This window comes from Propionicimonas sp. (genome assembly GCF_047606205.1).
In the GTDB taxonomy this organism is placed as follows: domain Bacteria; phylum Actinomycetota; class Actinomycetes; order Propionibacteriales; family Propionibacteriaceae; genus Propionicimonas.
On sequence record NZ_JASGES010000143.1, the window covers coordinates 1 to 8,825 of the forward strand.

General features: G+C 74.3%; 6 protein-coding genes. 4 read left to right on the forward strand and 2 right to left on the reverse strand.

Features of this window, described 5'->3' with window-relative positions:
- Positions 1-539, reverse strand: a 539-nt coding sequence (locus QM633_RS09155; protein ID WP_415153446.1) for a patatin-like phospholipase family protein, incomplete at its 3' end; no start/stop codon positions are given.
- Between the two features lie 169 nt (positions 540-708).
- On the opposite strand from QM633_RS09155, the gene QM633_RS09160 reads away from it, so the two are divergent.
- The 4 genes from QM633_RS09160 to QM633_RS09175 all read left to right on the forward strand — a co-directional run bounded on the left by QM633_RS09160 (position 709) and on the right by QM633_RS09175 (position 7,148).
- A complete protein-coding gene (locus tag QM633_RS09160; RefSeq protein ID WP_415153447.1) occupies positions 709-1,335 on the forward strand; it encodes a hypothetical protein in 627 nt (208 codons plus the stop codon).
- A gap of 99 nt (positions 1,336-1,434) precedes the next feature.
- The gene (locus QM633_RS09165; RefSeq protein WP_415153448.1) at positions 1,435-3,924 is read left to right on the forward strand and encodes a circularly permuted type 2 ATP-grasp protein; all 2,490 of its coding nucleotides are present in this window, start codon (positions 1,435-1,437) and stop codon (positions 3,922-3,924) included.
- Complete coding sequence (locus QM633_RS09170; RefSeq protein WP_415153449.1) at positions 3,924-4,823, forward strand: transglutaminase family protein; 900 nt, start codon at positions 3,924-3,926, stop codon at positions 4,821-4,823. The genes QM633_RS09165 and QM633_RS09170 overlap by 1 nt, the downstream gene beginning before the upstream one ends.
- A gap of 132 nt (positions 4,824-4,955) precedes the next feature.
- On the forward strand, positions 4,956-7,148 hold the full coding sequence (locus QM633_RS09175) for a glycosyl hydrolase family 65 protein (protein WP_415153450.1): 2,193 nt from the start codon (positions 4,956-4,958) through the stop codon (positions 7,146-7,148).
- 113 nt (positions 7,149-7,261) lie between these two features.
- Here the strand turns inward: QM633_RS09175 and QM633_RS09180 are convergent, their stop codons facing one another.
- Positions 7,262-8,776, reverse strand: coding sequence for an Hsp70 family protein (locus tag QM633_RS09180; RefSeq protein ID WP_415153451.1), 1,515 nt, complete (start codon positions 8,774-8,776; stop codon positions 7,262-7,264).
- Positions 8,777-8,825: the final 49 nt, after the last annotated feature.

The following is an 8,825-nucleotide window of genomic DNA, read 5'->3' on the forward strand; positions in this document are numbered from 1 at the left end:
ATGAACAGGTGGCCGTCGATCCGCACGGCGGGCAGGACTCCCGGGATCGCGCAACTCGCTGCGACGGCGGCAGCGAGGTCGGCGGGCCGGGCGGCGCTGAGGAAGGCCGGCCGTCCGGTCGCGGCGTCGGTGGCCACGACGACCAGCGGTCCGGGCCATTCGCGCCCGGCCAGGTCGCCGGCCACCGCCCGCAGCCACTCTGCCGAGCGCTCCGGTGTCCAGCTCTTCGCCGCCCGCCGGCCCAGCCAGGCCAGGGCGTGCCGGCGGCTGGGGTAGAGCTGGGCGGCCAGCAGGGCGGACGCGGCCGGCCACCCGATCGAACCGACCCTTCCGGGCAGCGTGCGCAGCCGTGCCACCACGGCGTCCAGGCCGGTCCCGGACGCCAGGTGCGCGCCGAGCAGGGCGCCGGCCGACGTCCCCACCACCAGGTCGGACTCCAGCCGGACGCCCGCGTCCGCCAACCCGGCCAACACCCCGGCCTGCCAGGCCATCCCGGTCAGCCCGCCGCTGCCCAGCACCAGCGCCCTTCGATGTCCCATCCCCCGATTCTCCCCCGCGGCCCGCTCGCCCACGCCACCCCGGACCATGCGTCCGCCGGGGCGCTCGGAGGGACGGGGGGTGCTCAGCAATTCTTTCGCGGGCTTTCAGGGGCCGGTGCGGACGGCGGGGGCGAGACTGTCCCCCACAGGCGACAGGAACGGGGGCCCGATGGTGCGCGCGCGGCTCGGCTGCGCCGTTGCCCTGTGCCTGCTCACCGGCTGCACCCCCGCGTCGACCTGGACGCCCACGCCGATCCAGGTGATCACGCCGACGCCCGCCCAGCGCCCCACCAGCCCCAGCCCGTCGGCGAGCGGCACCACGACCACCCTGAGGATCCCGGACACCGACGGCGCGATCGACGCCGACGCGTTCCCCGCCGCGGACTTCGCCAGCCCGTCCGGGCGGATCTGGTGCTCGATCGGCTCCGACCACGCGCTGTGCCACTTCCCGTCCGGCATGGACCGCGGGGACGTTCCCGAGCCCGCGACGGTCTGCCCCGGAGAGGACCTCGACGTCACCGGCGTGACCGTCGGCACGGCCGCCGGCTCCTTCTTCTGCAGCGGCGGGGCGGAGGCGCTCCCGCAGACGAACGGCGAGAACGTCGGCTGGTGGAAGGGGACCGGGCTGCCGAAGGTCCACATCGACCACCAGTCCCTCGCCGTGCTGCCGTACGGGCGGAAGCTGGTCAGGGGCGACTACGTCTGCCTCAGCGCGAAGACCGGCGTGACCTGCGGCAACACCGCCACAGGCAGGGGCTTCAGGGTCGCCCTGGCGGGGGTGACCCTGATCGGGTGAGCCCCGGACGGCCCGCGCGTCGGGCCGTTCCGGGGCGTCATCCCGCACTCGTCCCGAACACCGGAGGGGACCGCGCGGGGGCGTCGGTATCGTGTCGCCATGTCCGCGTCGGCGTCCGAGCTCCCCAGCCCGCTGCTCGACGCCTACCTGTCCCACCCCGCCCGCTCGCGCACCGACGAGCTCGTGGACGGGGACGGTCCGCGCCGGCACGCCGAGGGCCTCGCGGCCACCATCGACGCGATGGGCCTGGCCGGCCTGCTCGCCGCCCGCGCCGAGGCCGCGGGGCTGGTGTCGGACGAGGGCATCACCTACGGCGCCGCCGATTCCGGCGTCCGCGAGCCCTGGCTGGTCGACCCGCTCCCGCTCCCCCTGGACGCCTCCGACTGGGCGTCGCTGGAGCGTGGCCTCACCCAGCGCGCCGTGCTGCTGGACGCGGTGCTCGCCGACCTCTACTCCGACCGGACGCTGCTCCGCGACCGGGTGCTGCCGCCGGCCGCGATCCTCGCCCACCCCGGTTTCACGCGTCCGGCCGACCGCATTCCGGCCGCCCGCAGACGCCAGCTCGTGCTCACCGCGACCGACCTCGCCCACGACGCATCCGGTACCTGGCGGGTGATCTCCGACCGTACCCAGGCACCCGCCGGAGCCGGCTACGCGATGGCGACCAGGCGGATCGTCAGCCGGGTTCTGGCCGGGCTGCACCGGTCCAGCGATCTCGCCCGGTTGCGCGGCTTCTTCCATGCCATGACCGGCGCCCTGCTGGACGCCGCACCCGGCGGGTCGGAGACGCCACGGGTCGTGCTGCTGTCCCCGGGCTCGGCCAGCGAGACCAGCTACGACCAGGGCTTCCTCGCCGCGATGCTCGGGTTCCCCCTCGCCGAGGCCGACGACCTGGTGGTCAGCAAGGGACGCGTCTGGCTGCGCGCCGGCGACACCCTCGACCCGGTGGACGTGATCCTGCGCAGGGTGGACGCGCTGCTGGCCGACCCGCTGGAGTTCCGCGGCAACTCCGAGGTCGGCCTGCCCGGCATGGTCGAGACCGCCCGCCGCGGTGCGGTGACGGTCGTGAACCCGGTCGGCGTCGGCGTCCTGGACAACCCCGCCCTGATCGCGCATCTGCGTCCGGTCGCCCATGCGCTGCTCGGCGAGGACCTGCTGCTGGACTCCCCGACCACGTGGTGGTGCGGGCAGGAGGCCGAACTCGGCCACGTCCTGGCCAACCTGGAGCGGCTGGTGGTCAAGCCGGTCGCCCGCACCGGCGGGCCGGCCGTCCGGTACGGGTGGCTGCTCAGCGCCGGGGAGCGGGACGACCTGGCCCGGCGGATCCGCGAGGAGCCGTGGGCGTGGTGCGGCCAGGAGCCGATCGAGCTGTCCACCGCCCCCGTCGTCACGCCGACCGGGCTGGAACCGCGCCGGTTCGTCCTGCGCACCTTCGGCGTGGCCTCCGGCGACGACTACGAGTTCCTCCCCGGCGGCCTCGGCAGGGTGGCGGCCAGCACCCGGGAGCACACGGTGTCCAGCCTCGCCGGGACGCTCGCCAAGGACGTCTGGGTGCCGGCGTCGGCCGTCGAGGGCAGCGAGCCCGAGCGCGTCCGGCCACGCCTCACCCTGGCGCGGGAGTCTGCGCTGCCACCCCGGGTCGCACACACCCTGATGACGATCGGACGCTTCGCCGAGCGGGCCGAGGGAACGGCCCGCCTGGTCAAGGTGGCCGACGACCTCGCCGAGGACTTCAGTGCGCGGCCCGGCAGCTGGGGCGCGGCGGCGTCCGCCCGGCTGGTCGACGCGGTGGCCAGGATCACCCGGATCGAGCGCTGGTACGCCGAGTCGTCGCTGGGCTACCTGACCAGGGTCGCGCTCGACCCGCGGGCCCGCGGCGGCGTCCACCACGCCGCCCGGCGGCTCACCTCGGAGGCGCAGGAGGTCCGCGACCTGATGAGCGTGGACATCTGGAGCGTCTTCAGCCGCCTGGAGCGCACGCTGGCGTCCCCGCCCGACGAGGAGGACGCCCTGCAGCCGCTGCTCGCCGACGTGCTGGAGTCGCTGCTGGCCTACGCAGGGATCATGGCGCAGAGCATGGTTCGCGACTCCTCGTGGGCGTTCCTGGACGCGGGCAGCCGGCTGGAGCGCGCCCGGCACACCGTCTCGCTGCTGCGTCACACGATGCTGGAGCCGGCGCCGGGACCGACCGCCGACCTGGTCGCCGACGCCGTGCTGCGGTCCGGGGAGAGCATCATCACCCATCGGCGCCGGGCCGCGTCCGGCACCGGCCCGGCGACGGCCACCGAGTCGGTCCGCCAGCTGCTCGTGCACGATCCGGCCAATCCGCGCTCGGTCGCGCACTCGCTGGCCGCCCTCGCCGCCGACCTCCGGATGGTGGGCGATGAGCGGCTCGCCGGCCAGGCGGATGCGATCCTCGCCGACGTCGACGCCCTCGCCGACGCGGCGCCGGACGACGCGGCCGAGCGCCTGCACCAGCTCGCCGCCGCCCTGGAAGGGTTGGGCGAGCGGATCGCGGCCCGGCACTTCGTACGCCAGGCCACCCGGCGCACCGCCGAGACCTGGTCGACGCCCAGGCAGGTGGGCTGATGACCTACGGACGTCACCGCTACCGGGTGCGGCACCTCACCCGCTACACCTACGACGAGGTTCTGGAGGCCTGCTACAACCGCGGCGTCCTGCAGCTCCGTGAGACGCCGACGCAGCGGGTGGTCACCTCCGAGGTGGTCGCGATCCCGCCCTCGGACCTGGTCGCCAGCCACCTCGACTACTTCGGCAACCACTCGGTCTACCTGGAGACCCGCGAGCCCACGCTGGAGCTGACCGTGTCGGCGACCAGCGTCGTCGAGGTCGACTGGCCCGAGCCGGACCTGGCCGCGCTCGACGCCTGGACGGTCGGGTCCGCGGTCGCAGAGCTGGCCGCCTCCCTCGACGCCGTCGAGCTGGCCGAGTTCACGTTGCCGTCGCCGCTGGTGGCGATCGGGCCGAAGGTACGCGCCTACGCCGCGTCCGAACTGGCCCCCGACCGGCCGCTCGGGCAGGCGGTGGACGCCCTGTGCCACCGGATCTTCCACGACTTCGCCTACCGGCAGGGTTCGACCTCGGTGCGGACGACCCTCGGCGAACTGCTCGACCTGCGCAAGGGGGTCTGCCAGGACTTCGCCCACCTCGCGGTCGGCTGCCTGCGAGCGGTGGGCCTGCCTGCGCGGTACGTCAGCGGATACCTCGAGACGTCCCCCGCGCCGGGCCGGCAGAAGCTCAGGGGCGCCGACGCCACCCACGCGTGGGCGTCCGTGCTGACCCCGGGCGGGGCGTGGCTCGACCTCGACCCGACCAACGACCACTTCGCTGACTCCCGCTACATCGTCACCGCCTGGGGTCGCGACTTCTCCGACGTGTCTCCGCTGCGCGGCGTGGTGTTCACCGAGGCGGGCACGTCCGACCTCGCCGTCGAGGTGGACGTCGATCCCCTGCCTCTCGACGTCTGAGGGCGAGCACCGTCCGCCCGTGCCGGGTGTGGCCGCTCCGGCGCGTCCTGACCGGAACCGGTGGGGCCTACTGTTGGGATGGAGACGACGGCCGGTGGAACCCCGCGCCGGCCCGCCCCAGAGGAGCGCGCCATGACCGGAGCACGAGTCCCGCTCGCCGACCAGGACGCGGCCGGCTGGATGGTCGGCAGGGACGGGTTCGACCCCGGCCGGATGGGCCACCGCGAGACGGTCTTCACCATCGGCAACGGCAACCTCAGCCTGCGCGGAACCTTCGAGGAGGGACATCCGCAGGAGACCGCCGGCTCGTTCATGCACCGGGTCTGGGACGACCTGGACGTCCACGCCACCGAGCTGGCCAACCTGCCCCGCTGGTGGGGCCTCGACCTGTGGCTGGACGACCGCCGGGTCCGGTACGAGGACGCGGCCGGCGGCCGGCGCACCCTCGACCTGCGAACCGGGCTCCTCCGCCGCGCCTTCGACTGGCCGGTCGCAGCCGGCGCGGACCTGAAGGTCCGCCACGAACGGTTCATCAGCCTCGTCGAGCCGTACGGGGCGATGCTCCGCACCACGGTCGAGCTGACGGCAGGGGTCGCCGACCTCCGCGTTCGGGTGGGCGCGAGCGTGCACGTCGAGAACACCGGACGCCTGCACTGGCGGCTGGTCGGCCAGTCGGCGGGCGAGGACGGCGTCACGCTGGTCGCCGTGACCAGGGGCACCGGGATCCCGATCGGGGTCGTGGTACGGCCACGGCTGTCCGCCAGTGCCGACCTCACCCCCGGGGACGCGGACGGCCAGCCCGCGCTGGACTACCGGCTGACCCTCCGGGCGGGCGAGCCGGTCGAGATCATCCGCAGTGTGGGCATCGTGCCCGCGATCGACACCGCGGTCCCGCTCAACGCCGCCCGCGAGGTGTCCGACCGGCTGGACACGATGGGCTGGTCGGCGGCGCTCACCGCGTCCAGCGAGGCGTGGGCCCAGGTCTGGGCGGACTGCGACGTGGAGATCGACGGCGACCCGGAGGCGCAGCTCTCCGTGCGCTACAACCTGTTCCAGCTGAACGCCGCCGCGCCGCGCTTCACCGAGGACGCCAGCATCGGCGCGAAGACGTTGTCCGGGTACGGCTACCGGCATCACGTGTTCTGGGACACCGAGTCGTTCATGCTGCCCGTGTTCACCTTCACCCAGCCCGACGTCGCCAGGAACATGCTCGCCTACCGGTGCCGGCGTCTCGCCGGCGCGAGGGCGAAGGCGGCCGCCGCCGGCCGCAGCGGCGCCCAGTTCCCGTGGGAGAGCGCAGGCACCGGCGCGGAGGTCACCCCGCCGTGGATCGAGGCCGCCGCCGGCTCGGGAGCCCGCATGCGGGTCTGGTCGGGCGACCTCGAGGTGCACATCACCGCCGACATCGCACTGGCTGTCGTCCAGTACTGGACCGTCACCGGAGACGACGCCTTCGTCCGCGACCAGGGCGCGGAGGTGATCCTCGACGGCGCGCGCTTCTGGGCATCCCTGGCCCGGGCGGACGCGGACGGGAGCTTCCACCTCCGCGACGTCGTGGGGCCCGACGAGTACCACGAACACGTCGACGACAACGCCTACACCAACCTTCTCGCGGCCTGGCACCTCCGCACCGCGGACCGGGTGCTCGCCTGGCTGGAGCGGACCGCGCCCGAGCGGGCCGGGCGGCTGTCCGCCGACCTCGGCATCGGGCCCGAGGAGCGCCGGCGATGGGCGCAGGTCGCCGACCACCTCGCGCCGCCCCGGATCCGGGACCGCGTGCTGGAGCAGTTCGCGGGCTACTTCGACCGCGACGACGTCGACGCCGCCAGGCTGCGCAACCCTGCGCGCCAGCTGTCGATGCAGGTCCTGCTCGGCGCGGAGGGGGTTCAGCGCACGCAGACGGTCAAGCAGCCCGACGTGCTGATGCTGGCGTTCCAGCTGCCCGACCTGTTCGACGCGGAGTCGCTGGCGGCCAACTACCACTACTACGACCCGCGCACCGACCACGAGCAGGGGTCGAGCCTCGGCCCCGCCGTGAGCAGCGTGATCGCGGCGAGAGCCGGCGACCCGGCCGCCGCGTACGCCCAATTCCTGCGCGCGGCACGCGCGGACCTCGACGACGTGCGCGGGAACGCGTCCGACGGCATCCACGGCGCGTCGGCCGGGGGCCTGTGGCAGGCGGTGGTCCTCGGCTTCGCCGGCCTGCGCATCACCGACGACGGCTGGACGGTCGAGCCGCGACTTCCTGCGACCTGGCAGCGTCTCCGCTTCGCCTTCCGGCTCCGCGGCGTCCGCCAGATCGTGGAACTGCGGAACGACCACTGAGCCGCGGCCGCGGGCCGGACGACAGGTGGGCGGCGGCGCCCTCGAGTCGCGGCGGGCCTGTGGAGACCCTCCCCCCCCCCCCGCCCGCCACTCCGGAACCGGTGGCGGGCGTCCTACTCGGCGCCGCGGCCCAGACCGTAGACCTGGCTGTAGCCGGTGTCGAGGTCACAGATGCGGACGCTGACGATGCCGTGCGGGTCGACGCGGTAGGACTCCTCGACGAGCGGACCGTGGTCCCAGCGCTGCACCGGCACGGCGTCGAGGACGTAGCGTCCCTGCAGGGCGGGGTCGAACGGGAAGCGCACCTCCGCGAACGGCGCCAGGTCGCCACGCGGCTCGCCGTCCGGAGTGAGGTCGGCGTACTCCACGAAGCGGTACCAGCCGACGTTGTGCACGGCCCGGTAGCGCCGCGTGACGCTGAGTTCACCGTGGGCGGGCAGCGCGGTGTTGCGGTCCACCAGTTGGTCGAGGCGGACGCCGCGTCCCCCGGATCGTTCGCGGAACACACCGAACCCGCGCCAGAGCCGATCGGTCAGCGCGAAGCCGGACGCAGGGTCGGCGGCGATCGCCAACCCGATCGCCGTGGACGCCGACGGGTAGGGCGAGCGGTGCACCCGCCGGCCGAACCGCTCCCGCAGCAGCCGCGGCACCAGCGGCAGCCCGCTGCCGCCGCCGACCAGGTAGATGCCCGCCACCTGTCCGCCGATCGTCTCGACCTCGTCCTCCAGCGCGCCGACCAGGGGCGCCATCGCCTCCAGGCTCGCGTTGACCAGCCCGGCCGCCACCGCGTAGAAGTCCTCCACCGCGACGGTGACCGGCGCACCCGCGACGTCGAGGGTGATCCGCTTCGCCTGCGGCGTGATCCGCTCCTTGGCCTCCCGGCACTCGTCTCGCAGGCGCTGCCGGGCGGCCTCCTCGAGCACGGGCCGTCCGGCCGCGTCCAGCGCCAGCTCCGCCAGCACCTGGTCGAAGTCGTCGCCGCCCAGCCGGTTCACCCCGACCGACCCGATCACGTCGTGGCGCACCCCCGCGACCTCGACCAGTGACGCGTCGAACGTGCCGCCGCCGAGGTCGTAGACCAGCACCTGGTTGCGCCCGGAGTTCAGCGTCCGCCCCTGCCGGTGGGTGTACTCGAAGCCGGCCGCCGACGGCTCGTTGACCAGCCCGGTCACGTCGAACCCCGCCCTGCGGAACGCCTCGAGGGTGAGGAACCGCTGCGCGCCGTGCGCGTGGGCGGGCACCGACACGACGCTCGGGCACTCCGTGGCCGCACCGACCTCCGCAGCGATGGTGGACGCGTTCCCCAGGGCGGAGCGGAGCGCGCCCAGGAAACCGGTGAGGACGGTGAGCAGCCCGAAGGTGGCCCCGCCGATCTCGACCGGGGTGTCGGCTGCGACCTCGGGTGCGCCGAGGAGCCGTTTCACCGAGCGCAGCGTCGGGGCACCGGACGCGGCGGCCGCGAGGGCCTCGAACCCGTAGAGCAGGCTCGTCCCGCGCAGCGCGACGACGGACGGGAAGTACTCGTGCAGGTCGCCGGAGGAGTCCTCGAACGCGACCACCGGGTAGTTGCCGCGGTCGGCCACGGCGACGATCGTGCGGGTGGTTCCGAAGTCGACGCCCAGCCTCATGCCCGCCAACCTAACCCGGACGCCGACCCGGCCTCCACCCGCTCCCTCG

Excerpts from the sequence above, each read along its gene's own strand:
- QM633_RS09175 (WP_415153450.1), top strand. The coding sequence starts at position 4,956 with ATGACCGGAGCACGAGTCCCGCTCGCCGACCAGGACGCGGCCGGCTGG.
- QM633_RS09160 (WP_415153447.1), top strand. The coding sequence starts at position 709 with ATGGTGCGCGCGCGGCTCGGCTGCGCCGTTGCCCTGTGCCTGCTCACC.
- QM633_RS09170 (WP_415153449.1), top strand. The coding sequence starts at position 3,924 with ATGACCTACGGACGTCACCGCTACCGGGTGCGGCACCTCACCCGCTAC.
- QM633_RS09165 (WP_415153448.1), top strand. The coding sequence starts at position 1,435 with ATGTCCGCGTCGGCGTCCGAGCTCCCCAGCCCGCTGCTCGACGCCTAC.
- QM633_RS09180 (WP_415153451.1), bottom strand. The coding sequence starts at position 8,776 with ATGAGGCTGGGCGTCGACTTCGGAACCACCCGCACGATCGTCGCCGTG.